The sequence below is a fragment of the Kribbella sp. NPDC055071 genome (assembly GCF_053608045.1).
The window spans coordinates 253,391-275,987 of the sequence record NZ_JBSGUS010000003.1 but is presented as its reverse complement, the minus strand read 5'-3'; the positions used below and the strand labels follow the sequence as shown (position 1 = coordinate 275,987).

The 22,597-nt window shown below is 67.5% G+C and carries 21 protein-coding genes, 2 tRNA genes and 1 riboswitch; of the genes, 10 read left to right on the top strand and 13 right to left on the bottom strand.

Going from position 1 to position 22,597, the window contains the following annotated elements; all coding sequences use genetic code 11:
• Positions 1–120 precede the first annotated feature (120 nt).
• Positions 121–720 carry a 3-isopropylmalate dehydratase small subunit gene (gene leuD, locus ACWF4Z_RS07940; protein ID WP_452242207.1) on the bottom strand — a complete coding sequence of 200 codons (600 nt, stop codon included), beginning with the start codon at positions 718–720 and terminating at the stop codon, positions 121–123.
• Between the two features lie 14 nt (positions 721–734).
• Positions 735–2,165: a 3-isopropylmalate dehydratase large subunit gene (gene leuC / locus ACWF4Z_RS07935; RefSeq protein WP_452242206.1), complete on the bottom strand. Its 1,431-nt coding sequence runs from the start codon at positions 2,163–2,165 to the stop codon at positions 735–737.
• Between the two features lie 122 nt (positions 2,166–2,287).
• On the opposite strand from leuC, the gene ACWF4Z_RS07930 reads away from it, so the two are divergent.
• Both ACWF4Z_RS07930 and ACWF4Z_RS07925 read left to right on the top strand, forming a co-directional pair.
• Positions 2,288–3,007, top strand: a complete 720-nt coding sequence (locus ACWF4Z_RS07930; protein WP_012922430.1) for an IclR family transcriptional regulator — start codon at positions 2,288–2,290, stop codon at positions 3,005–3,007.
• A 96-nt stretch (positions 3,008–3,103) separates the two neighbouring features.
• Entirely contained in the window at positions 3,104–3,670 is a 567-nt protein-coding gene (locus ACWF4Z_RS07925) for an HdeD family acid-resistance protein (RefSeq protein WP_452242205.1), read from the top strand.
• Here the strand turns inward: ACWF4Z_RS07925 and ACWF4Z_RS07920 are convergent.
• The 10 genes from ACWF4Z_RS07920 to ACWF4Z_RS07875 form a co-directional block, all read right to left on the bottom strand.
• Positions 3,667–4,641 (bottom strand): LacI family DNA-binding transcriptional regulator, encoded by a 975-nt coding sequence (locus tag ACWF4Z_RS07920; RefSeq protein WP_452242204.1) that lies wholly within the window; start codon positions 4,639–4,641, stop codon positions 3,667–3,669. The two genes, ACWF4Z_RS07925 and ACWF4Z_RS07920, sit on opposite strands and share 4 nt — an antisense overlap.
• Positions 4,625–5,533: a nucleoside hydrolase gene (locus ACWF4Z_RS07915; RefSeq protein ID WP_452242203.1), complete on the bottom strand. Its 909-nt coding sequence runs from the start codon at positions 5,531–5,533 to the stop codon at positions 4,625–4,627. The genes ACWF4Z_RS07920 and ACWF4Z_RS07915 overlap by 17 nt, the downstream gene beginning before the upstream one ends.
• Positions 5,534–5,545: 12 nt before the next feature.
• Positions 5,546–6,367, bottom strand: a complete 822-nt coding sequence (locus ACWF4Z_RS07910) for a carbohydrate ABC transporter permease (protein WP_452242202.1) — start codon at positions 6,365–6,367, stop codon at positions 5,546–5,548.
• A 1-nt stretch (position 6,368) separates the two neighbouring features.
• Complete coding sequence (locus ACWF4Z_RS07905) at positions 6,369–7,232, bottom strand: carbohydrate ABC transporter permease (RefSeq protein ID WP_452242201.1); 864 nt, start codon at positions 7,230–7,232, stop codon at positions 6,369–6,371.
• The gene (locus ACWF4Z_RS07900) at positions 7,229–8,539 is read right to left on the bottom strand and encodes a sugar ABC transporter substrate-binding protein (protein ID WP_452242200.1); all 1,311 of its coding nucleotides are present in this window, start codon (positions 8,537–8,539) and stop codon (positions 7,229–7,231) included. Before ACWF4Z_RS07900 ends, ACWF4Z_RS07905 begins: the two co-directional genes overlap by 4 nt.
• 129 nt (positions 8,540–8,668) lie before the next feature.
• A tRNA-Glu gene (locus tag ACWF4Z_RS07895) sits at positions 8,669–8,744 on the bottom strand.
• 78 nt (positions 8,745–8,822) lie between these two features.
• A tRNA-Gln gene (locus ACWF4Z_RS07890) sits at positions 8,823–8,894 on the bottom strand.
• A 116-nt stretch (positions 8,895–9,010) separates the two neighbouring features.
• Positions 9,011–9,940, bottom strand: a complete 930-nt coding sequence (locus ACWF4Z_RS07885) for a CPBP family intramembrane glutamic endopeptidase (protein ID WP_452242199.1) — start codon at positions 9,938–9,940, stop codon at positions 9,011–9,013.
• Positions 9,937–11,457, bottom strand: a complete 1,521-nt coding sequence (gene gltX / locus ACWF4Z_RS07880; RefSeq protein ID WP_452242198.1) for a glutamate--tRNA ligase — start codon at positions 11,455–11,457, stop codon at positions 9,937–9,939. The genes ACWF4Z_RS07885 and gltX overlap by 4 nt, the downstream gene beginning before the upstream one ends.
• Positions 11,450–12,238: a fumarylacetoacetate hydrolase family protein gene (locus ACWF4Z_RS07875; protein WP_452242197.1), complete on the bottom strand. Its 789-nt coding sequence runs from the start codon at positions 12,236–12,238 to the stop codon at positions 11,450–11,452. Before ACWF4Z_RS07875 ends, gltX begins: the two co-directional genes overlap by 8 nt.
• Before the next feature lie 41 nt (positions 12,239–12,279).
• Between ACWF4Z_RS07875 and ACWF4Z_RS07870 the strand changes: the two genes are divergently transcribed.
• From ACWF4Z_RS07870 to ACWF4Z_RS07860, 3 genes are read left to right on the top strand one after another with little or no spacing between them, the layout of a single operon-like run.
• The gene (locus tag ACWF4Z_RS07870; RefSeq protein ID WP_452242196.1) at positions 12,280–12,762 is read left to right on the top strand and encodes a GNAT family N-acetyltransferase; all 483 of its coding nucleotides are present in this window, start codon (positions 12,280–12,282) and stop codon (positions 12,760–12,762) included.
• Complete coding sequence (locus ACWF4Z_RS07865; protein ID WP_452242195.1) at positions 12,759–13,634, top strand: 3-methyladenine DNA glycosylase; 876 nt, start codon at positions 12,759–12,761, stop codon at positions 13,632–13,634. The genes ACWF4Z_RS07870 and ACWF4Z_RS07865 overlap by 4 nt, the downstream gene beginning before the upstream one ends.
• A 9-nt stretch (positions 13,635–13,643) precedes the next feature.
• On the top strand, positions 13,644–13,838 hold the full coding sequence (locus ACWF4Z_RS07860; RefSeq protein WP_452242194.1) for a hypothetical protein: 195 nt from the start codon (positions 13,644–13,646) through the stop codon (positions 13,836–13,838).
• Positions 13,839–13,890: 52 nt separating this feature from the next.
• Here the strand turns inward: ACWF4Z_RS07860 and ACWF4Z_RS07855 are convergent, their stop codons facing one another.
• Complete coding sequence (locus ACWF4Z_RS07855; RefSeq protein WP_452242193.1) at positions 13,891–14,232, bottom strand: ArsR/SmtB family transcription factor; 342 nt, start codon at positions 14,230–14,232, stop codon at positions 13,891–13,893.
• Positions 14,233–14,314: 82 nt separating this feature from the next.
• On the opposite strand from ACWF4Z_RS07855, the gene ACWF4Z_RS07850 reads away from it, so the two are divergent.
• The 5 genes from ACWF4Z_RS07850 (at position 14,315) to ACWF4Z_RS07830 (ending at position 22,581) form a co-directional block, all read left to right on the top strand.
• Positions 14,315–15,772 (top strand): MFS transporter, encoded by a 1,458-nt coding sequence (locus ACWF4Z_RS07850; RefSeq protein WP_452242192.1) that lies wholly within the window; start codon positions 14,315–14,317, stop codon positions 15,770–15,772.
• Between the two features lie 504 nt (positions 15,773–16,276).
• A complete protein-coding gene (locus ACWF4Z_RS07845) occupies positions 16,277–17,563 on the top strand; it encodes a Fic family protein (protein ID WP_452242191.1) in 1,287 nt (428 codons plus the stop codon).
• A gap of 71 nt (positions 17,564–17,634) precedes the next feature.
• Positions 17,635–18,255, top strand: a complete 621-nt coding sequence (locus tag ACWF4Z_RS07840; RefSeq protein ID WP_452242190.1) for a DinB family protein — start codon at positions 17,635–17,637, stop codon at positions 18,253–18,255.
• A gap of 102 nt (positions 18,256–18,357) precedes the next feature.
• A riboswitch (cobalamin riboswitch) is annotated at positions 18,358–18,513 on the top strand.
• 142 nt (positions 18,514–18,655) lie between these two features.
• On the top strand, positions 18,656–21,529 hold the full coding sequence (locus tag ACWF4Z_RS07835; protein WP_452242331.1) for a ribonucleoside-diphosphate reductase subunit alpha: 2,874 nt from the start codon (positions 18,656–18,658) through the stop codon (positions 21,527–21,529).
• Positions 21,526–22,581, top strand: coding sequence for a ribonucleotide-diphosphate reductase subunit beta (locus ACWF4Z_RS07830; RefSeq protein WP_452242189.1), 1,056 nt, complete (start codon positions 21,526–21,528; stop codon positions 22,579–22,581). The genes ACWF4Z_RS07835 and ACWF4Z_RS07830 overlap by 4 nt, the downstream gene beginning before the upstream one ends.
• The last annotated feature ends 16 nt before the right edge of the window (positions 22,582–22,597 follow it).

Here is a 22,597-nt window from a genome sequence, read left to right as displayed (position 1 = left end):
GCCTCACCTCCTCGGTCTCGCAAGCCTTGTTCTGACAACCACGCCAGCCTAACACCAGCGTTATCGCCGCCGATGTGCGATTCGTTACGGCGGCGGTAACTCTGCCCCTACTGCACTTGTTCAGGCCTTGGCGGGCAAGGTGGCCGGCTTGAAGGTCGGCCGGGTCGCTTCGTACGTGGCGATATCGGCCGCGTGCGACAGCGTGATGCCGACGTCGTCGAGACCGTTCAGCAGGCGGTAGCGGGTGTAGTCGTCGATCTCGAACGGCGCCGATACGTCACCGGCCGAGATCGTCTTGTTCTCGAGGTCGACGGTGATCTTGGTGCCCGGGTCGGCCTCGATCGTGGCCCACAACTGCTCCACGACGTCCTGCGTCACCAAGGCCGCGAGCAGGCCGGCTTTACCCGAGTTGCCGCGGAAGATGTCGCCGAAGCGCGAGGACACGACCACGCGGAACCCGTAGTCGAGCAGGGCCCAGACCGCGTGCTCACGCGACGATCCGGTGCCGAAGTCCGGACCCGCGACGAGCACCGAGACTCCGTCGTACTCGGGCTGGTTCAGGACGAAGGCCGGATCGTTGCGCCAGGCCGCGAACAGCCCGTCCTCGAAGCCGGTCCGGGTGACGCGCTTCAGGTAAACGGCCGGGATGATCTGGTCGGTGTCGACGTTGCTGCGCCGCAGCGGGGCCGCCGTACCGATGTGCTGAACGAAGGCTTCCATGATTCTTCTGCTCCTCAGACGTTCTCGGGTACGGAGACCTCGACGGGCTGCAGGTCCGCGGGGGCGGCGAGGGTGCCGGCGACGGCGGTCGCGGCGGCGACGAGCGGCGAGACCAGGTGGGTCCGGCCGCCCTTGCCCTGGCGTCCTTCGAAGTTGCGGTTCGAGGTGGAGGCGCTGCGCTCACCCGGGGCGAGCGTGTCCGGGTTCATGCCCAGGCACATCGAGCACCCCGCGCCACGCCATTCGGCGCCGGCGTCCTTGAAGATCTCGGCCAGCCCCTCGGCCTCGGCCTGCAGCCGCACGCGGCCCGAGCCCGGCACCACGAGCATCCGGGTGCCCTCGGCAACCTTCCGCCCGGCCAGCACCCCGGCGGCGGCGCGCAGGTCCTCGATCCGGCCGTTGGTGCACGAGCCCAGGAACACCGTGTCCACGTGGATGTCGCGCATCGGCGTCCCGGCGGTGAGGCCCATGTACTCCAGTGCCCGCTCGGCGGCGACCTTGTCGTTCTCGTTCTCGAAGTCGTCCGGCGACGGCACCGACTCCGACAGCGGGATGCCCTGGCCGGGGTTCGTCCCCCAGGTCACGAACGGCGCGATCTCCTCGGCGCGCAGCACGACCTCGCGGTCGAAGGTCGCGTCGGCGTCGGTCGCGATGCTCTTCCAGTACTCGACGGCCGCCTCCCAGTCGACGCCCTCGGGTGCGTGCGGCTTGCCCTTCAGGTACTCGAACGTCGTCTCGTCCGGCGCGATCATGCCGGCCTTCGCCCCCCACTCGATCGACATGTTGCAGATCGTCATCCGGGCTTCCATGCTGAGCGCGCGGATCGCCTCACCGCGGTACTCGACGATGTAGCCCTGGCCACCACCCGTGCCGACCTTGGCGATCAGCGCGAGCACCAGGTCCTTGGCCGAGACCCCGTCGGGTAGTACGCCGTCGACTGTGACGGCCATCGTCTTGGGCCGGGCCTGCATCAGCGTCTGGGTGGCGAGGACGTGCTCGACCTCGCTCGTACCGATGCCGAAGGCAATAGCTCCGAACGCGCCGTGGGTAGAGGTGTGGCTGTCACCACAGACCACGGTCATGCCGGGCTGGGTCAGACCGAGCTGCGGGCCGATCACGTGCACGACGCCCTGGTCCGGGTCGCCGAGCGTGTGGATCCGGATCCCGAACTCCTCGGCGTTCCGGCGCAGCGTCTCGACCTGGGTGCGCGACACCGGGTCCGCGATCGGCTTGTCCACGTCGTACGTCGGAACGTTGTGGTCCTCGGTGGCGATGGTCAGGTCAGGACGCCGTACGCCGCGACCGGCCAGCCGGAGACCGTCGAACGCCTGTGGACTGGTCACCTCGTGGACCAGATGGAGGTCGATGTAGAGGAGGTCGGGTTCCCCGTCGGCATGGCGCACGACATGCGCATCCCAGACCTTTTCCGACAACGTCCTACCCATCAGACTCTCCTTTGAGGTTGTGGTGGTCCCGTCCGAGAAACGGTGCGTTCTCGCTCACAGTGCTCTCGATGGGGCGGCAGAAGCGACTTGCGTTCCACGATTCGAGACGGCAATATCGTCTCATGGACAACTCTAGCGGAGTCGGCGTTCTCGACAAAGCAGCCCTTGTGCTGTCCGCCCTCGAGTCCGGGCCGGCGACCCTGGCAGGACTCGTGGCGGCGACCGGGCTGGCCCGTCCGACCGCGCACCGGCTGGCGGTGGCCCTGGAACACCACCGGCTCGTCGGGCGCGACATGCAAGGACGGTTCGTGCTCGGTCCGCGACTGAGCGAGTTGGCCTCCGCGGCCGGTGAGGACCGGCTGCTGGCGACAGCCGGGCCTGTGCTGGCGCGGCTGCGCGACATCACCGGTGAGTCGGCGCAACTGTTCCGCCGCCAGGGTGAGTACCGCGTGTGTGTCGCCGCCGCTGAGCGTCCTTCCGGTCTGCGTGACACCGTCCCCGTCGGCAGTCAGTTGACGATGGCCGCAGGGTCGGCCGCGCAAATACTGCTTGCTTGGGAGGACCCGGAGCGGATGCACCGGGGTCTCCACAACGCAACCTTCAACGCGGCGGCCCTGGCCGGCGTGCGGCGGCGCGGCTGGGCCCACTCGGTGGGCGAGCGCGAGCAGGGCGTCGCGTCCGTGTCGGCCCCGGTCCGGTCGCCCAGCGGCAAGGTCATCGCGGCCGTGTCCGTGTCCGGACCGATCGAGCGCTTGTCCCGTCAGCCCGGGCGGATGCACGCCCCCGCCGTCATGGCCGCCGCCGAGCGGCTGTCCGAGGCCCTGCGCCGCGCCTCGGAATAGTTAGTTCTGGCGAACATTGCCCTCGGGTCCTGATGGGATCACGATGGGTTCGGGTACCGGTACGCCGGGTGCCGGGCCCGTCTAGGGAGGTCTGACATGGTGCGGGATTGGCTCACCGCAGGCTGGAAGATGCTGCTCGTACGTGGCGTGATCGGGGTGATCTTCGGAATTCTGGCGATCGTGTGGCCCATCGACACGGCGATCGCACTCGCTCTGCTGTGGGGCTTCTGGGCCCTGACGGACGGCGTCGGCTCGATCGTCCAGGCCTTTCAGCCGGAGTCGCGCGGCGGTCGGCTCTGGCTGGTCGTGATCGGGGTCATCGCCTTGGTGGCCGCGTTCATCGCGATCACCAGTCCGGGGATGACGGCAACGACCCTGACCTGGATCCTCGGGATCTGGCTGGTCGTCCGTGGTGTCTTCGAGCTCTTCGGTGCCTTCGGCAGCCGCCTGATCATGCCCCGCTGGCTGCTTGTTCTGAACGCGGCCCTGTCGATCCTGCTGGGCGTCCTGTTCGCCTCCAACCCAGGCGCAGGTGCCGTCAGCATCGCCGTCCTCCTCGGCGTCACCGCCATCGTCTGGGGCGTCGTCATGATCGCCGTCGGCCTGTCCGTTCGCCGCGCAATCCCCGCCGGCCCGGCCCACGCGAGCCCCTCGCCCGCCTAACAGCCGCAGGAGGTGTTGGGGATCAGGGTGTAGTCGAGGAGGTGGCGTGCTGGTTCGGACGGGTTGAGGAGCAAGTCGACAGCTTGGTGGGCGGTTTGTTCTATGGGTTGCCGGACGCTGGCCAGGGGTGGGATGGCGACGCTGCACTCGTCGGTGCCGTCGAATCCCATCACTGCCACGTCGTCCGGAACCCGTAGGCCAGCCTCCCAGGCGGCGAAGAGCACTCCGAACGCCTGCTCGTCCGTCGCGCAGTAGATCGCCCGTGGCGGCCGCTTCTGCTGGAACCACGGGCGTACGGCGTCTCTCGCGGCGAACCGTGACACGTCGCAGGCCGCGTACCGGACCGTCACGCGTGGGTGGTCGTGGAGCGCTCGTTCGATGCCGGCCCGGTGTTCCGACGTACCAGGTGATGGTTCGGGACCGGTGACCACGCCGAGGGTCTTGTAGCCGTGAGACAGCAAGTGGTTCGTGGCCGACTCCGCGGCCGCGACGTAGTCGATCGACAACGTCGACACCGTCACGCCGTCGGGTACGGGGTGCAGGGCAACCACCGGCACCCCCGCGGTGGCGAACCGCTGGATCGCCGGCTCGGCCAGCAACGAGACCAGTACGACGCCATCCACCTTGCGCTCGATGAACGACCCGATATGCGCCGCCTCCTGGGCGGGATCCCCCGCCGAGTCGCCGATCAGCAGCAGGTGATCGTGCTTTCGCGCGTAGCTCTCCAGATGCTCGGCGAGCGTGGCGAAGTAGGGATTGCGGACCTGCGGGACGAGCAGACCGAGCGAGTAGGTGCGACCCGCACTCAACGCGCGAGCCACGATGTTGGGCCGGTAGTTCAGCTCGGCCGCTGCCTCCAGGACGCGTCGACGCGTCTCGGCCGACACCGGACGCGGGCCGTTGTTGAAGACGTAGCTGACGACCGCGGTCGACGTACCGGCGCGCTCGGCGACGTCACGTCCGGTGGCCATCGATCTCCCCCAACCCTGCGGACACGATCCGCGCCGTGATCTCCTCCGCCACGACATCGGTCTCGAGGTCGGTGGCGATCCGCACAGTTCCCTCCGGATCGGGGACGAACGTGCTGCGGCCAGCATCCTCCCCGCCGAGGGCGATGTCGATCCGTCCGGGTCCGGAGAACTCGAAGAGCTCGGGCCGCGCCAACGTCAGCACCGCGACCGGGTCGTGCGGGACGTTCCACGTCTCGTTCCAGTACGCCCACCACTGCTCGATGTCCGCGCCGAGCGCCGCACCGAGCCGGCCGGCGGCCCGGATCCGTTGCAGGCGGGCGGTGTCGATACTGATCCGCTGCGTGATCTCCAGTCCCGTCACGGTCGTCGGGATACCCGCGTTCAGCACGGCCTGCGCCGCCACGTCGTCACTGCGGAAGTTGTGCTCGGCACTCGAATCCGGACCGAACGATCCACCCATCACCCACAGGTGCCGGATCGATCGAACGACGTCAGGCGCCGACTCGAGTGCCGTCGCGAGATTGGTGAGCGGCCCGATCGCGATCACGTCCAGCGCACCTGCACGCAACCTGGCCACGAGCCGATCCGGCGCACTGCCGACGCTGATCGTCTCCCGCTCGAGGTCGTCGTGCAGCGTGCCTTCGTGACCCGCCCACCACACCTCGCGTCCGGACAACGGCTTCGCCTCACCCGCGAAGGTGTCGACATCGAGCCCGGCGAGTCCGGCGTACCGGCGGGCTATCCGCGCGCGCAGCCGGGTATCGCCGTACACGGTATGGACCTCGACGAGGTCGAGCTCCGGCGTACCCAGGATCTGGGCGAGTGCCATTGCGTCGTCGACGTCGGAGCCGATGTCGGTATCAAGGATGATCTGGTGCGTCTTGGAATGCATGCTCTCCTCGGCCTACTTGAGACCGCTGCTCGACACGGATTGGATGAAGTACCGCTGGAAGCCGGCGATGACCGCCAGTGGAATGACGGTGAGTACGACGGCGCCCGCGAAGATCAGGCCGTAATCGGCGAAGTTCTGCCCCTGCAGGTTCGACAACGCGACCGGACCGAGCACGTGCTTGGAGTCGGTGCCGATCAGCAACGGCCACACGTAGGACTGCCATTGGAAAAGGAACAGCATCAATCCGGCACCGATCAGCGCGGGCTTCGACAACGGTAGATAGATCCAGCGGAAGACCCCGAACCAGCCGAGCCCGTCGAGCCGCCCGGCCTCCACCAATTCGGCGGGAATCCCCAGGAAGAACTGCCGCAACAGGAAGATCGCCATCCCGTTGCCGATCCCCGGCAGGATCAGTCCGGTGAAGGTGTTCGTGAGGTGCCAGTCCCGGAACATCGTCGACAGCGGAATCGCGATCGCGTCGAACGGCACCAAGAAGCTCAATACGACGACGCCGAAGACCAGACCGCGACCGCGGAAGGTGAATGCCGCCAACCCGAAGGCAGCCGACGCGCACACAGCCAGCCCGACAATGACCGTGATCGCGCTGACCAGAATCGAGTTCAGCGTCGCGCGGCCGATGTCACTGCTGATCAACGCCGAGTAGTTCGCGAGCGTCGGCTTCAGCTCGAAGAACGTCTGCCACCCCAGCGGATTGAGACTGGCGAACGTCTCCGACCCCGGCCGCAGCGAATTCGTCACCACCCACAGCAGCGGCAGGAAGAACAGCACACCGACGACTGCACCGACCGCCGAGATTCCGAACCGGCGAACCATCTCAGTCCTCCCCTCGCAGCAACCGGAACTGCCCGGCCACGATCGCGAGCGTGAGAGCGACCAGTACGACGACCTCCGCCTGCGCGATGTGAATGTCGCCGATCGCATACGCCCGGCTGTAGACGTCGTACATGAGCAGGTTGCTGTTGCCGTTCGGACCGCCCTTGGTGAGGATCTGGACCGGCGCGAACACCAGCAGGTTCGACACCGTGTCCGCCACGAGGACGAACGCCAGTGGTCGACGGACCAAGGGCAACGTGACGGAGATCAACCGTCGCCAGGCCCCGGCTCCGTCGAGTACGGCGGCCTCCCGGATCTCCTCCGGGATCTCTTGGATGCCCGCGATCAGGAACAGCATCCAGTAGCCGACACCGATCCACGACAGCAACACGATCAGCGACGGGAGCACCTGGCTCGACGAGGTCAGGAACGGCTGCGCGGGCAGACCGAGCCGTTCGAGGAAACCGTTGGCCAGCCCATCGGGTCGGTAGATGACACTCCAGATCACCGCCGACACAGCCGGCGGCGTCGCGATCGGCAGAATCACCAGCGTCCGCCACAGCTTGGATCCCGCGGCCTTCTGCGTGAACAACACCGCCAGCAGGAACGCCACGACCACCTGGATCGGATTGACCAGGACAGTAAAGAGGAGGGTGACGCCGACGGACTTCCGGAAGTCCTGGTTCGACAGCAGGTCGGTGTAGTTGCTCAGCCCGGTGAACACCCGGCCGCCGCGCAGCAGGCTCTCGGCATAAAAGCTCTGGACCAACGCGGCTCCGGCCGGGACGATCCGCAGTACGGCGAGGCAGAGCAGCGCGGGTGCCAAGAACGCGAGAGCGATCAGCCCCTGACCGCGCCGATTCACCGGATGGACTTCCACGCCTCGGTCAGCTGGCGGGTCGCCTCCTGCAGCCGGGTGTCGGCGTTGCTGCCGTTGCGGATGTCCGCGAACGCCTTACCCATCACTTCCTCGAACTGGATGTACCCGACGCTGACCGGCCTCGACACCGCCGTGTTGGCGCTCTCGTACGCCGTGATCGCGGCGGCCCCCGCGGTCTTGGCACCGGAGAAGCTGTCCATTGTCGGCAGGTACTCCTTCTGGGCGGCGAGATTGGCCGGGATGATCGTCGTCGTACTGGTGGTCGCCAGGTTGCCGGCCGGATCCAGCGTCGCGAACTCGACGAACTTGCGCGCCATCCCCTGCTGCTTGGAGGCCGGGTTGATACCGAGCGACCACGATCCCGTCGGGGTCACCGGCTTGCCACCCTGGAAGTACGGCATCGGCGCGACACCCCAGTCGATCTTCGAGCTGCCGAAGATCTTCAGGTCCCACGGACCGCCGATGAAGAAGGCGGCATCGCCGTTCGCGAAGACCGGGCCGGTCTGGAAGCCGCCGATCCCGCGGGGCGACAGTCCACTGGCGTAGGTAGCGCCGTACCACTGCATGGCCTTCTTCCAGCCGTCGGTCTCGACAGCCGGAGTCAGCGCGTCGTCGCCGGTGATGCCGGATCCGCCGCCGAGCGATTCGGCCAGCGGCTGCAGCTGGTAGTACGCCTCGGGCTGCTCCATGAACAGGCCGTACTTGATCCCCGCGGCCTGCTTGGCCTTGAGGCCGGCGGCCTGGATCTGCTCCCAGGTCCAGCGCTTGGTCGGATCCGCGGTCGGCGGGGTCACCTGCGCCTTGGCGAGTGCGGTCTTGTTGTAGAAGAGGAACTGGGTCGAGTTCCACATCGGCAGCGACCACAGCTTGTCGCGGAAGTGATTCGTGGCGTACGCCGTCGTACTCATCGAGCTCTTCACCTGCGCGTCGAGGTCGCCGAGGTCGACCAGGAATCCCTTGGCGGCAAGCTGGGAGACCCGCGGCTCGTCGACGGTGTAGACGTCGATGCCGGTGTCCTTCGCGCTCAGCCGCTGCTGCATGGTCGCGTTGAACTGGTCGAACGGGATCTGCGTGTAGGTCACCTTGATACCGGGGTTCTTCGCCTCGAAGGCCGTGATCACCGGCTGGTACGTCTCGGCGTTGTCGGTACCGGTGAACGAGATCGTGCCGGTCTCGGGGCCTTGGTCGGCGGCGGCCGGGGTGTCCGCGGCGTTCGAGGACGAGCCGCCGCAGCCGGCGACGAGCGTCGCGACGGCAACCATCGCGATCGGGAGGAATGCGGTCCGCTTCACGGGGATGCCTTTCGTGGCTCGCGGTAGGTCTAATCGCTTAGACTAAGCGGTTAGAACGGGGCTGTCCAGGAATGACTCCCGGCAGACGACGAAGGCCCTCATCCGGATGGATGAGGGCCTTCGGTTCTCTGGTAGCCCCGACGGGATTCGAACCCGCGCTACCGCCTTGAGAGGGCGGCGTGCTAGGCCGCTACACAACGGGGCCAGAGGTGTGTCGGCCGACCCTTCCGGGCCGGGCAACGAGGTTGAACTCTACCGATTTCCATCGGTGCGGTCCAATCCGCTGGGGTACTAGGACTCGAACCTAGACTAACTGAACCAGAATCAGACGGGCTGCCAATTACCCCATACCCCAAGGCATTTCACTACGGTTCTGACGGCGTCTCCGCCCTCACAACCTGGCTCGAAGAGAGTACCCGAGCGGAGGCCCGGACACCAAAACGGGTCGGCCGCCGCGGGTTGTCACTCCCGTCACACCAGCCTCGTGCCGGGTGGCGACGCCCCGGTCAGTGGCAGCACCGACACGGTCTCGAGTTTGAGGCGCCGCGCGATCAGCAACGCGATCGCACCGAACGCCACGAACTTGACCACGTCGACCGTCACCAGACCCCACGGCGCATCCTTCACACCGAGGCTCGCGCCGACGCTGTCGGTCATGGCCGCGAAGACGAACGTGACCACGTTGTTCGCCGCATGGGCCGCGATCGACGCCTCGAGCCCGCCGGTCCGAATGACCAGGATCGCGGCGACCAGCCCGAACGCGAACCGGTCCAGGAACAACGCCGGGCTCTGCCACGGCCAGATCCCGTGTGCCATCGTGAACAGCAGCGTCGTGACCAGGATCGAGATGATCGAGCTCCGGACCAGCGCTCCGACCGCCTGCAACAGGTAGCCGCGGAAGAAGTACTCCTCCCCCGCAGCCTGGAACGTCGAGGTCAGCATCGTGACCGCGATCACCGCGGCCGCGTCCGGCGCGGCACCACCGCCGTGGCGTTCGGCCCCGGCGAGCTGAATGTTGCCGACCTGGATCACCAGGAGCATCACCAGCTCGAGCGCGATGGCGGCCGCCGCGAACCAGGCCAGCGGACGCCAGCGCAGCCGGCCGACCACCGAGGACAGCAGACCGGGCGCCTGCCGGTTGAGCTTCTGCGCGATCAGCATGCTCAGCGGAATCAGGACGACCAGCGACAGGTTCGTCGCCAGCAAACCGAGCCACGAGATCGTGCCGTCGGGATCCTTCCGGATGCTCTGCTGGATGCCGAGGATGATCAGGCTGGCGATCATCCACCCGACCAGGATCGTCAGCGCCCCGAGGACGACGAAGGCGCGTGGGACATCGGTGTTCCGCAGCAGCCGTTCGTACGTCGGAGCGCCCGCGTCGGTGCGTTCCGGCGCAGTCATGACGCCGTACGGCGGGCCAGCTCGAGCCGGCGCAGAGACTTCTCCCGCCCGAGTAGTTCCAGCGACTCGAACAGCGGCGGCGAGATCCGGCGCCCGGAGATCGCCACCCGGACCGGGCCGAACGCGTTCTTCGGCTTCAGCCCGAGACCGTCGATCAGCGAAGCCCGCAGGGCCGCCTCGATCGCCTCGGTGTTCCACTCGACGTCCGCGAGCGCCTTGGCGGTCGCCTCCAGCACAGTGCCCGCGTCGCCGGTCAGCACCTTCGCCGCGGCGTCCGGGTCGATGGTGAACGTGTCGTCGTCGACGAACAGGAACCCGACCATGTCGACGGACTCGGACAGCGTGTTCATCCGCTCCTGCACCAGCGGTACGGCGGCCTGCAGCAGCGCGATCTGGTCGGCCGACGGCTCGGCCGGGAGCACGCCTGCCTTGGCCAGGAACGGGATCATCCGGGTGCCGAACTCCTCCGGCGGCAGCATCCGCATGTGCGCGGCGTTGATCGCCTCACACTTCTTCGGATCGAACCGCGCCGAGTTCGAGTTCACCTTGCGGATGTCGAAGGCCTCGATCATCTCGGCCATCGTGAACACGTCGCGGTCGTCCGCGATCGACCACCCGAGCAGGGCCAGGTAGTTCAGCAGGCCTTCCGGCAGGAAGCCACGCTCCATGTACTCGCCGAGGCCGGAGCCCTTGTCCCGCTTGGAGAGTCGCTTGTTGCCCTCCCCCATCACGAACGGCAGGTGCCCGAACCGAGGCGTCCGGCCGGAGCCGATGCCGATGTCGGCCAACGCCTCGTACAGAGCGATCTGCCGTGGCGTCGACGGGAGCAGGTCCTCGCCGCGCAGCACGTGGGTGATCTCCATCAGCGCGTCGTCGACCGGGTTCACCAGCGGGTACAGCGGGTACCCGTTCGCGCGGACCAGGACGTAGTCGCCCAGGTTCTCCGGCAGGAACGTGATCTCGCCACGGACCAGGTCGTCGAACACGATCGGCCGGTCCGGCATCCGCAGCCGGACCACGGGACGCCGGCCTTCCTCGACGTACGCCTTGACCTGCTCGTCGGTGAGGACACGGCAATGTCCGTCGTACCCGCTGTGCTCGCCGGCCGTCCGCGCGGCCTCGCGCCGCTGGTCGAGCTCCTCCTGCGAGCAGTAGCAGTGGTACGCCTTGCCCGCGGCGAGCAGCTTGGCGACGACATCGGCGTAGATCTCCATCCGCTCGGACTGCAGGTACGGCCCGAACTCGCCGCCGACCTCGGGACCCTCGTCCCAGAGCAGGCCGAGCCAACGCAGCGAGTCGTAGGTGTACTGGTAGCCCTCGTCGGTGTTGCGGGCCTGGTCGGTGTCCTCGATGCGGAGCACCAGCTTGCCGCCGTAGTGGCGGGCGAAGGCCCAGTTGAACAGGGCACTGCGGATGTTGCCGACGGTCAGCAGCCCGGTCGGCGACGGTGGGAACCGCACCCGGACCTTGCTCGGCTCGAGGTCGCCCAGCACATCGTCACTAGCCCGGTCAGTCACGCACGATCACCTTGTTCGTCAGAGTTCCGATTCCTTCGATGCTGACCGCGACCTCGTCGCCGGGCAGCATCGGGCCGACGCCGGCCGGGGTGCCGGTGAGCACCACGTCGCCGGGCAGCAGGGTGGTGAAGGAGGTGATGTAGGCCAGCACCTCCGGGATGTCGAAGATGAACTGCGACGTCCGCCCGTCCTGCTTCGGCTCGCCGTTCAGCTCGGTCGAGACGCGGATGTCGGCCGGGTCGAGGTCGGTGGTGATCCACGGACCGAGCGGGCAGAACGTGTCGTACCCCTTCGCCCGGGCCCACTGCCCGTCGCTCTTCTGCAGATCCCGCGCGGTCACGTCGTTCGCGATCGTGTAGCCGAAGATCACTTCCTCGGCCCGCTCCTTGGGCAGATCGCGGCAGATCCGGCCAATGATGATCGCGAGCTCACCCTCGAAGTTCAGGTCGTTGGTCTGCTCCGGGTAGACGATGCCGTCCCGCGGGCCGATCACGCTCGTGTTCGGCTTCAGGAAGATCAACGGCTCCTTGGGGACCTCGTTGCCCAGCTCCTGCGCGTGCGCGGCGTAGTTGCGGCCGACGCAGACCACCTTGCTGCGCGGGATCACCGGCGCGAGCAGCCGGACGTCGGCCAGTTGCAGCTGTTCGCCGGTGAACTGGACCGGTCGGTAGAGCGGATCCGAGTCGAGCACAGCGACGGTCCCGACGAGACCCTCGGGGTCGTCGGTCTCGACAACGCCGTACTTCGGTTCGTCGTCGACGGAGAATCTGGCGATACGCACGGGCCGAGCCTACCGTCGGCGTCGAATGAGACAGTTATCCGGTGACAACTGATCTCCGCCTGGCCCGTCCCGACGAGTACGACGCGGTCGGCGAGCTGACCGTGGACGCCTATTCGCACGACGGTTTCGTCCGGGGTGAGTATGCGAAGACTCTCCGTGCCGCGGCCGATCGGGCCGCGAAAGCCGAGCTGTGGGTCGCGGCCGACTCGTCCGGGCTGCTTGGCACTGTTACTTACTGTCCGCCTGGCTCTGTGTACCGAGAGATCGGGCTGGACGACGAGGGCGAGTTCCGGATGCTCGGGGTTGCCGGACGCGCGCGCGGGCTGGGGATCGGCACGGCGTTGAGCGTGCAATGCATCGACCGGACACGGGAGTTGGGTCTCGGCCGGGTGGTCCTGTGCAGCGCGGTCTACATGAAGACGGCCCACCGCATGTACGAACGGCTCGGCTTCACCCGCCTCCCCGAACGCGATTGGTCCCCCATCGCCGGCGTCGACCTGTGGGCCTTCGCCCTGGACCTGTGACTACTGCACCCGCCTCCCCGGTCCTCGTCGCGCTCGAGCCCGCCGAGTGGCGGAGCCTGGCCGCCGCGCACGCGACTCGCGTCGACGCTTTGACCGCGGGTCATCTCGCCCGCAAGCAGCGGCGCGAGAAACATCCCGTCGAGGACTTCCTCTTCACCTACTACCCGACCCGGCCGAACCAGCTCCGCAGCTGGCACCCCGGCCCGGGCGTGCGGCTGCTCTCCGCGGTCCAGTACGACGGGCGCCGGGGATACGTCTTTGCCGACGGCGCCGCCATCCTGGATCCGGCCGAGATCTCGCGGCGGGCGGACAGCATCCGGTGGATCCGCCGGTTGTTGGCCGCGACGCTGGATCGCCAACCACAGTTCGGTTGTTTCGGGCTGCACGAATGGGCGATGGTCTACCGGGCTTCCGCCGTACGGCATGAGAAGTGGCCCCTGCGATTGGGTGCCGCGGGCACCGATCAGGTGGTCGAGTCGCACAAGATCGCGTGCTCCCACTTCGACGCGTTCCGCTTCTTCACCGCCGACGCCCGCCCGCTGAACGTGCTGCAGCCGACCCGCGAGTCCCAACCGTCCATGGAACAAGGCGGCTGCCTGCACGCCAACATGGACCTCTACAAGTGGGCCGGCAAACTGATGCCGTTCGTCCCGAGCTCGTTGCTCCTGGACTGCTTCGAGCTGGCCCGCGACATCCGCACCCTCGACATGCGCGCCTCGCCGTACGACCTCGCGGCCTTGGGCTACGAGCCGGTCCCGATCGAAACGCCGGCCGGCAAAGCCGAGTACGCCGCCGCCCAACGAACCTTCGCCGACCGCGCCCGCCCGCTCCGCCACCAACTCGTATCCCTCTGCGACGAGCTCCTCGGCTAACCTCACCCCATGGGAAAGATCGTCGCCATCGCCTTCGGCATCCTCGTGCTGGCCATCGGCGCGATCTGGACGTTCCAAGGCCTCGGCTACCTCAAAGGCAGCTCCATGACCGGCAGCTCCTTCTGGGCCATCGTCGGCCCCATCGTCGCCGCTGCCGGAGTCTCCATCCTCTACGTAGCCTTCCGAGGCCCCCGCAAACGCTGAGCCCCGCCTTGCAACCTCCGTCGAATCCAGTCCGCCGAGGCTGACCGCCAGGTCAGCGCCCGGCCAGCACGTCGGAGGTTGTCAGGACCGCGTCGAGTAGGCCCGGGAAGCAGGCATCGAGGTCGTCGCGACGGAGGGCCAGAATGCGTTGGGCGCCGTGGATGCGTTCGCTGATCACCCCGGCCTCGCGCAGGATCTTCTGATGGTGCGAGAACGTCGAGCGGCTGATCGTCAGGCCGGCCGCGTGGTAGAGCTCGTTGCACGGTGAGCTGTCCATCCCCGCCAGCGTCCTGACCGCCGCGAGCCGCGCAGGATCCCCGAGCGCCGTGAGCACCTTGGGCAGGCGGAACTCCGCCACGGGCAGGTTTCTGTCGCCGATGACCTCGCTGTTCATACCTCCACCTTAGTTCGATACCCATCAACGGTCGACGCTTGTCAACCGTCGATGATCATCGTACTGTTCGATAATCATCGACATGATCGATGAGTCTCGACGGATGGAGACACGGATGCTCGGCACCCGGAACCGGCTGATGCTGCCGGTGCTCCTCGGCGCGTTCTTCATGTACGGATTCGACGGCAACGTGGTCAACGTCGCCTTGCCGGCGCTGCGTCACGACCTCGGCGCCGGACCGGCCGCCCTGGAGCTGGTCGTCGGCGCGTACGTCTTCGCGTACGCCGCGGGCGTCGTGACCGGCGGCCGACTGGGAGACCTCTTCGGCCACCGCCGGGTCTTCCTGCTAGGGATCGCCGGTTTCTCCGTGGCATCCGGACTCTGCGCAGCGGCACTGACGCCGTCCGAACTGGTCGCGGCTCGCTTCGCGCAAGGGCTGGCCGCGGCCGCGATGGTTCCTCAGGTCCTCGCGCTGATCACCGCTCACTACGAGGCCGGCGAACGGGCTCGACCGCTGGCGTGGTTCGCGAGCATCGGCGGCATCAGCGGAATCTGCGGCCAGATCCTCGGAGGGCTGTTGCTGGTGGGCTACGGCTGGCGGCCGGTCTTCCTGGTCAACCTGCCAATCGGTGCGGTCCTCCTCCTCGCCGCCCGGCGAGTCCTGCCGACGACCGATCCACGCCGACACACGTCGCTCGACGGCATCGGCGTACTGGCCGTCTCCGGCTCGCTCGCGCTGGCCTTGGTACCGCTGATCATCGGCCGCGCCGTCGGTTGGCCGGCGTGGGCGTGGATCCTGCTGATCGCTTCGGTGCCGGCGATGTCGGCCGCACTGGCCTGGGAGCGCCGACTGGCCCGCACCGGCCGAGCGCCGCTCGTCGACCTCGGCCTGTTCGCCAACCACGGCTTCGGGTTGGGTCTCGCGGTCAACGCGGCCTTCATGGTCGCGTTCGGCAGCTCGATCTTCGTGCTGAGCCTGACGTTGCAGGACGGCCTGGGCCTGACCGCACTACAAGCCGGCGCGGCCTTCCTGCCGATGGCCGTGCTCGCCATCGCCGCTGCGCTCCTCAGCCGCCGGCTGCTCGCTCGAGCGGGAACCCGCATCCTGGTGGCGGGCGGCCTGATCAGCGCAGCCGGAACCCTCCTGGAAGCCGTCGCCCTCCAAACCCTGGGCGGCCACATCACCGCCTGGTGGCTGATCGCCGCCTTCGCCATCATCGGCCTGGGCAACGGCCTCATCCTGCCGTCCCTCATCGGTACGCCGATGACCCACGTACGCCCCACCCAGTCCGGCGCAGCCGCCGGCCTCCTCTCCACCACCCAACAGTTCGCCAACGTCACCGGCATCGCGATCATCGGCACCGCCTTCTTCGCCGCCCTAGGTCCTCACACAGACCGAGCCCACTACGCAACCGCCGCCACAACCGCCACGTGGTCCACCCTGACCGTCATGCTCATCCTCGTAGCCCTCATAACCCTCCTCACCAAAACCCCCACCGCCCCGACCCCCAACCCCCTCGCCACAACCAAAGCCCCTTAGGCCCACCGGCGGGGACGCCTGTCAGCCGGCGCGGCGCCGGCGGGACGCCCCTCGGCCGGCGCGGCCCGCGCATCCAGCCCAAGCGCACGACGCGCGTCGTCGCCTGCCGGTGCGGGAACGGCCCCGCTTACTCGTCGGGGAGGTTGCCGTAGGAGATGTCTTTGGTTTGATCGAAGGTGTTGCCGTCGGGGTGGTGGAGGTGGGGATGACCCGAGTCGGTGTCCAGGTCGAAGTCGACTTCTTCTTCGGCCTTCGTGACGTCTTCGGTTGCCTCGTGGTGGCGGTGTGGGAGGTGTTCGCCGAGTGTGCAGCAGGCCTGACTGCTCGTCCTGCGGCTCGGTGTCGGTCATCGCCAGTCCTTCCGTGTCGGCCGGTGTGTGACATTGGTGCACAGTCCGGGCAGGATGCTGATTCTGCCGCGTTTCGATGGCGCGTGGTGAACGGTCGCAGGGTTACTTGGACGCCACCCTTGTTCAAGGTTGAGAACTAAGCTTGAATAAGGGTATGGCACGGGTCGAGTTGCATCGGTGGCCTGGGCACCCGGACGGGTTCACCCGGGCGGAGCGGCTGGGCGGGTCGTACGAGCTGTACTTCCCGGACCCACTCGTCGGCCGCGAGTTCGACCTGAGCGACGACGTCCTCGCCGCGCTGGAAGACGCCGCCGGCGATCTGGCCCGGCTGGACGCGACCGCCGCGGTCCTGACGAACAGCGAGGCGCTCGCGCGGCTCCTCCTGCGCGCCGAAGCCGTCGGGTCGTCGCAGATCGAGGGTCTCGTGGTCGGCGCGCGCCGACTACTCAAGGCCGACGTACTCCGCGATCGCACCACCAGCGGGCCTGGTGATCTAACCGCCGAGGAGGTGCTCGGCGCGGTCGACGCGATGACGTGGGTGACGGAGTCCGTCCAGGCCGGCGACAAGCTCGAGCTCGACCACTTGCTCGAGGCGCACCGCCGGCTGATGGCACAGTCCCCGACACCAGAGTTCGGTGGGAAGGTCCGCTACCTGCAGAACTGGATCGGTGGCCGCTCTCCCGCCGAGGCGTACTACGTCCCACCGCCGGCCCAGCTGGTCCCTGACCTCCTGACCGACCTGATGACGTTCGTCCGCCAGTCCCCGCTGCCCGTGCTCGCCAAGACCGCGATCGCCCACGCGCAGATCGAGACCATCCATCCATTTGCCGATGGCAACGGTCGGACCGGGCGTGCCCTGATCCACATGATCCTGCGGGCCGACGGACTCGTCTCACGAACCGTGCCACCGGTGTCGCTGTCGCTCGCCACCCACGCCGCGCAGTACGTCGAGGCACTCACCGCCTTCCGGTACGTCGGACGCCCGACCACGACCAAGGCCCGCACGGCCGCGAATCCGTGGCTCCGGTTGTTCGCCATGGCCTGCAGCCACGCCACCGCGGAGGCGGCCCGCTTCGAACAGACCGCGACCGATCTCAAGACCGCGTGGCGCGACCGAGCGGCTCCAGTCCGGGCCGGATCCGCGGTCGACCTGCTGATCGAGTCGCTGCCGGCGGCGCCCGTACTGACGCTCGCGGCCGCCGCGCAGCTCATCGACCGATCTCAGCAAGCCGCCAACCAAGGGCTTGCGCGATTGGTCGAAACGAGGGTCCTGCGCGAAGTCACCGACGGGCGCCGCAACCGTGTCTACGAAGCCCCCGAGCTGATCGACGCCTTCACCCTGCTCGAACGCCGCTTCGCCAGCCCGGCCGCCGATACGCGCATCGAACCGCCTAGCAGACCAGTCCCGTCGAGGCCAGAACCAACACACCATCCGCATTGACTTTCCCCTTCCCGTCAGGACATGATTCGAACACATGTTCGATCGCGTCGCCAAATAGGGACGCCCGGACGGTGAGCTCAATCATTGAGACGGGGAGCGTGAGGACCGTGATGCCGGAGCCGTTCGACTGGGACATCCTGCACCGCCCATCCGCGATGGCGATGGTGCGCGGCCAGCTCGGCTTCAGCTGGATGGTGTTGTCCGGTCGACTCGCCCAACTGACCGACGAGCAGTACTTCTGGCGTCCGAGCAGCGAGGCCCTGACCGTCGTACGACGGCAATACGCCGGCCGGTTCCGATCACTGGGGACCGGCGAGTGGGTGGCGCAGTGGCCGGACGAACCGGACCATCGCGGTCCTCGCACGATCGCCTGGCTGATCGCCCACCTGACCGAGACCTTCTTCGAGCGCTGGGAGTGGACCTTCGGCGCCAGCCGGCAGGGACGTGCCGACATCACGCTGCACGGCAACGCGCGGGATGCGGTCGCCTGGCTGACCCATTGGGTCGATGCGTGGCAGGAATCGATCGCCGCCCTCGACGAGGATCAGGCGATGACGGTCGGCCTCAGCCAGGCGACCGAGTTGGACGCGGGCGAGCCGTTCGGGCACGTCGTCCTCAGGCTGAATCGCGAGCTGATTCATCACGGCTCGGAGATCATGACGCTGCAGGATCTGTATGCGGTCGCCGCGTGAGGACCCGCCCCAGGAGCGACCCCTGGACCGACCGGCGGCGCGACACGCCGCGACACGCGCGGCTCGGCGTGGCGATGCCGGGAATTGTCGGCGCGAGGTCCTAGCATCACTAGTGCTGGTGGTTCGGAGTGGTCGGCACCACAACATGTGGGTCATTCCGAGGCAACAGGGGAATCCGGTGAAACTCCGGAGCTGCCCCGCAACGGTGAGCGGAGACCCTCCGCGAGTCCGGATACCTGCCACCGGCGCGCGCACCGCCGGTGCGCGCGGTCCGAGACCTCGCGGGTGGGTCGCAGGGCGTGACGGCAGTGTTCCCGGCCGGTTCGGCCGTGACGCCGTGCGCCTGCCCGCGCACTGGTCGAGGACCTCCGTGACTTCCGTGGAGAGAGCACCTGTGACCATCGCTTCGTCCTCCCGTGCCGCCGATCAGGCCGGCCCGGATTCCTGGGCAGACCTGTCGACCGAGCTGACCGTCGTCCGCCGCGACGGCAGCAGCACCCCGTTCGACCCGACCAAGATCTCGGTCGCCATGAGCAAGGCGTTCCTCGCCGTCGAGGGCGCCGAGGCCGGCGCCACCCACCGTGTCCGTGACCTGGTCGCCGACCTGACCGGCCGGGTCGTGGGTGCCCTGACCAGCCGCGGCGACGCCCGTCGCAGCGTCCAGGTCGAGGACATCCAGGACCAGGTCGAGCTGGCGCTCATGCGTGCCGGTGAGCATCAGGTCGCCCGTGCATATGTCCTGTACCGCGAGGAGCGGACCAAGGCCCGCACCCCAGCCGATCCGGCCGGCATCACCGAGAAGCCGGCGCTGACCGTCCGCGCGGCCGACGGCACCCGGACGCCGCTCGACGTCGACCGGTTGCGCGTCATTGTCGGCGAGGCGGCGGAGGGCCTCGACTCGGTCGACCCCGAGCTGATCCTGAACGAGACCCTCGGCTCCTGCTACGACGGCATCGCGCAGCACGAGGTCGAGCTCGCGCTCGTGATGGCCGCCCGGTCGTACGTCGAGACCGAGCCGCAGTACAGCTTCGCAGCCTCCCGGCTGCTGCAGGACCAGATCCGGCGCGAGGCCCTCGGCCGCGTGCACGGCGAGGCTCGGCAGGCCAGCCAGGCCGACATGACCGAGGCGTACGTCGACTACTTCCCGCGCTACATCCAGGTCGGTGTCGAGGCTGGGCACCTGGACCCCGAGCTCGCGACGTTCGACCTGGACCGGCTCGCCGCCGCGATCCGCCCCGAGCGCGACCTGAACTTCACCTTCCTCGCCCTGCAGACGCTCTACGACCGCTACCTGCTCCACATCGACAAGGTCCGGTTCGAGCTCCCGCAGGCGTTCTTCCTCCGCGTCGCGATGGGGATGGCACTACGCGAGGACGACCGGGAGGCACGCGCGATCCAGTTCTACGAGCTGCTCAGCTCGTTCCGCTTCATGTCGTCGACGCCGACGCTGTTCAACGCCGGTACGACGCGACCGCAGCTGTCGTCGTGCTTCCTCACCACGGTCGAGGACGATCTGTCCGGCATCTTCAACGGCATCCGCAACAACGCACTGCTCGCGAAGTACTCCGGTGGACTCGGCAACGACTGGACTCCGGTCCGCGGCATCGGTGCGCACATCCGCGGCACCAACGGCGAGTCGCAGGGCGTCGTCCCCTTCCTCAAAGTTGCCAACGACACTGCCGTAGCAGTCAATCAAGGAGGAAGACGTAAGGGCGCGGTTTGTGCGTATCTGGAGACCTGGCACGTCGATATCGAGGAGTTTCTCGACCTGCGGAAGAACACCGGCGACGAGCGTCGTCGTACGCACGACATGAACACGGCGAACTGGGTGCCGGACCTGTTCCTGCAGCGTGTCGAGGCCGGTGGCGACTGGACCCTCTTCTCGCCGAACGAGGTCCCGGACCTGCACGACCTGTACGGCGAAGCGTTTGCGACCGCGTACACCGCGTACGAGGCGGCTGCCGACCGTGGCGAGATCCGGGTCTTCAAGCGGGTGAAGGCAGTCGACCTGTGGCGCCGGATGCTGACCGTGCTGTTCGAGACCGGGCACCCGTGGATCACGTTCAAGGACGCGTGCAACCTGCGTTCGCCGCAGCAGCACGACGGCGTCGTCCACTCGTCGAACCTGTGCACCGAGATCACCCTCAACACGACGGTCGACGAGACCGCGGTCTGCAACCTGGGCTCGGTCAACCTTGTCGCGCACCTGACCGAGGACGGTCTGGACGCGGACCTGCTCCGCGACACGGTGAAGACCGCGGTCCGGATGCTCGACAACGTCATCGACGTGAACTTCTACACCACCCCCGAGTCGGAGCGGGCCAACCAGCGCCACCGCCCGGTCGGCCTCGGCCTGATGGGCTTCGCCGACGCGCTGTTCTCGCTGCGGATCCCGTACTCGTCGGATGCTGCGGTCGAGTTCGCGGACAGCTCGATGGAGCAGATCAGCTACCACGCGATCGAGGCGTCCAGTGACCTGGCCGGCGAGCGCGGCACCTACTCGACGTACGACGGTTCGCTCTGGAGTCAAGGGATCCTGCCGATCGACTCGCTCGAGCTGCTCAAGAGCGCACGCGGCGGTGACGTGATCGTTGACGAGGGCAAGCAGCTCGACTGGGACGTGCTGCGGCAGAAGGTGCTGCGCGACGGCATGCGCAACTCGAACGTGATGGCGATCGCGCCGACCGCGACGATCTCCAACATCTGCGGTGTGAGCCAGTCGATCGAGCCCGCGTACTCCAACCTGTTCGTGAAGTCGAACATGTCCGGTGAGTTCACCGTCGCGAATCCGTACCTCGTCGCCGACCTCAAGGCGCGCGGGCTGTGGGACCAGGTGATGGTGTCCGACCTGAAGTACCACGACGGCGTCCTGGCCGGCATCGAGCGGATCCCGGCCGACCTGCGCGAGCTGTATGCGACCGCGTTCGAGATCGACCCATTGTGGCTGGTGAAGGCCGCATCGCGCCGGCAGAAGTGGATCGACCAGGCCCAATCGCTGAACCTCTACATGGCGGCCCCGTCGGGTCGCGCGCTCGACGAGCTGTACCGGTCCGCGTGGCGGTACGGCCTCAAGACGACGTACTACCTGCGTTCGCAGTCGGCGACGCATGTGGAGAAGTCGACACTGAAGGGGACCGACGGCCGGCTGAACGCCGTACCCGTGTCAGTGCCCGTAGCAGTGCCCGCTCCCCCGGTGCCGGTCGACCTGCCCCTGCCCGAGCCGACCGGAGCCGTCTGCTCCATCGACGATCCCGATTGCGAGGCCTGCCAGTGACGACCACCGGACTGGGTGAGATCACCGTCGGCGCCTCGCGCGTCGAGGTCACCGACAAGGCGATGATCAACGCACGCGCCGACGTCAACCAACTGCTGCCGTTGAAGTACCAGTGGGCCTGGGACAAATACCTTGCCGCCTGCAACAACCACTGGATGCCGACCGAGGTGTCGATGCAGGCCGACATCTCGCTGTGGAAGTCACGCGACGGTCTGACCGAGGACGAGCGGCTGATGCTGAAGCGCAACCTCGGCTTCTTCGCGACCGCGGAGTCCCTGGTCGCGAACAACATCGTCCTGGCCGTCTACCGACAGCTCACCAACCCCGAGTGCCGGCAGTATCTGTTGCGCCAGGCGTTCGAGGAGGCCGTGCACACGCACACCTTCCAGTACATCTGTACCTCGCTCGGCCTGGACGAGGGCGAGTTGTTCAACATGTACCGCGAGGTTCCGTCGATCTCGGACAAGGACGCCTGGGCACTGAAATACACCCAGCACCTGGAGGATCCCGATTTCCGGACCGGTACGCCGGAGTCCGACACCGCGTTCCTGCGTGACCTGATCGCGTTCTACGTGGTCTTCGAGGGGATGTGGTTCTACACCGGGTTCGCGCAGATCCTCTCGCTCGGCCGGCGGAACAAGATGGTCGGTATCGCCGAGCAGTATCAGTACATCCTGCGCGACGAGTCGATCCACCTGAACTTCGGCATCGACTGCATCAACCAGATCAAGCAGGAGAATCCGCACCTGTGGACGGCCGACTTCCAGGCCGAGGTCCGGCAGATGCTCACCGAGGCGTGCGAACTGGAGGTCGCGTACGGGCGCTCGACCATGCCGAACGGGATGCTCGGCCTCACCGCGGAGCTGTGTGAGCAGTACATGCACTTCATCACCGACCGTCGCGCCGAGCAGATCGGGATCGCGCCGATCTTCGGCGAGACCCGGAACCCGTTCGGCTGGATGTCAGAGGTGATGGACCTCAAGAAGGAGAAGAACTTCTTCGAAACCCGAGTGATCGAATACCAGTCCTCCAGCGGCCTGAGCTGGGAGTGACCCGACGCAGGGGCCG

Coding starts and splice junctions, on each gene's coding strand:
- leuD (WP_452242207.1), bottom strand. CDS start 720: ATGGAAGCCTTCGTTCAGCACATCGGTACGGCGGCCCCGCTGCGGCGC.
- leuC (WP_452242206.1), bottom strand. CDS start 2,165: ATGGGTAGGACGTTGTCGGAAAAGGTCTGGGATGCGCATGTCGTGCGC.
- ACWF4Z_RS07930 (WP_012922430.1), top strand. CDS start 2,288: ATGGACAACTCTAGCGGAGTCGGCGTTCTCGACAAAGCAGCCCTTGTG.
- ACWF4Z_RS07925 (WP_452242205.1), top strand. CDS start 3,104: ATGGTGCGGGATTGGCTCACCGCAGGCTGGAAGATGCTGCTCGTACGT.
- ACWF4Z_RS07920 (WP_452242204.1), bottom strand. CDS start 4,641: ATGGCCACCGGACGTGACGTCGCCGAGCGCGCCGGTACGTCGACCGCG.
- ACWF4Z_RS07915 (WP_452242203.1), bottom strand. CDS start 5,533: ATGCATTCCAAGACGCACCAGATCATCCTTGATACCGACATCGGCTCC.
- ACWF4Z_RS07910 (WP_452242202.1), bottom strand. CDS start 6,367: ATGGTTCGCCGGTTCGGAATCTCGGCGGTCGGTGCAGTCGTCGGTGTG.
- ACWF4Z_RS07885 (WP_452242199.1), bottom strand. CDS start 9,940: ATGACTGCGCCGGAACGCACCGACGCGGGCGCTCCGACGTACGAACGG.
- ACWF4Z_RS07860 (WP_452242194.1), top strand. CDS start 13,644: ATGGGAAAGATCGTCGCCATCGCCTTCGGCATCCTCGTGCTGGCCATC.
- ACWF4Z_RS07855 (WP_452242193.1), bottom strand. CDS start 14,232: ATGAACAGCGAGGTCATCGGCGACAGAAACCTGCCCGTGGCGGAGTTC.
- ACWF4Z_RS07850 (WP_452242192.1), top strand. CDS start 14,315: ATGATCGATGAGTCTCGACGGATGGAGACACGGATGCTCGGCACCCGG.
- ACWF4Z_RS07845 (WP_452242191.1), top strand. CDS start 16,277: ATGGCACGGGTCGAGTTGCATCGGTGGCCTGGGCACCCGGACGGGTTC.